Annotated in this window: 1 protein-coding gene; it reads left to right on the top strand. The window is 76.5% G+C overall.

The window, feature by feature from the left end; genetic code table 11:
• Nucleotides 1-842 (top strand): FAD-dependent monooxygenase (locus ACYVE9_RS28920; protein ID WP_461030839.1); only part of this gene is annotated, 842 nt, incomplete at both ends.

The raw sequence follows: 842 nt of genomic DNA, 5'->3' as shown, positions 1-842 counted from the left end.
CGCTCGCCCGCCGGCTGGCCGGGCCCTGGGCCCGCGACGGTGCCCGGTGGATGGTGTGGCGCACCATGCGCCGCCGCCAGACGGTGCACCAGCAGGACTTCGCCACGGCCGACGCGCCGACGCACCTCTACCAGCACGCCCTCACCGGCGCCCTGCGCGACGCCGTCCGGCACGAGGACCTGGTGCACATGGCGGCCGGCAGCCGGCTCACCGAACTCGACCAGCACGCCGACGGGGTGGTGGCCCGCACCCGCGGCGCCCGGGCCGACACCTGGCGCGGCAGTTACCTGGTGGGCTGCGACGGAGCCCGGTCCACCGTGCGCAAACTGCTCGACGTGCGCTTCCCCGGCCGCACCGCCGTCGAGCGGCACGCGGTCGCGGCGCTGCGCACGCGGCTGCCCTGGCCCGACGAGGGCCTCCTGCACCGCGAGCCGCCCGAGCAGCGCGGTGAGGTGTGCGCCCGTGCGCTGCCCGACGGTGTCTGGCGTCTCGACTGGCTGCTGCCGCCCCGCGGTGAAGTCGTCACCCCCGAGCAGTTGATGCGCCGCATCACCGTCACCCTGGAGGCGTGGACGGGTGAGGACGAGCTGGCCTACGAACTGCTCGACACCGGCGTGCACACCGTGCACCAGCGGCTGGCCCGGCGCTGGCGGTCGGGGCGGGCCTTCCTGGCCGGGGACGCCGCCCACCTGCTCGGCGCGCTGGGCACCCAGTCGGTGGACGAGGGCCTGCGCGACGTCGACAACCTGGCCTGGAAGCTGTCCGCCGCCTGGCACCACGGCGCTCCCGAGCGGCTGCTCGACAGCTACGAGGCCGAGCGCCGGGGCGCCGTCGTCGGCCGG

Source organism: Streptomyces sparsus, from assembly GCF_054776295.1.
This window is presented reverse-complemented; position numbering and strand designations above follow the sequence as displayed.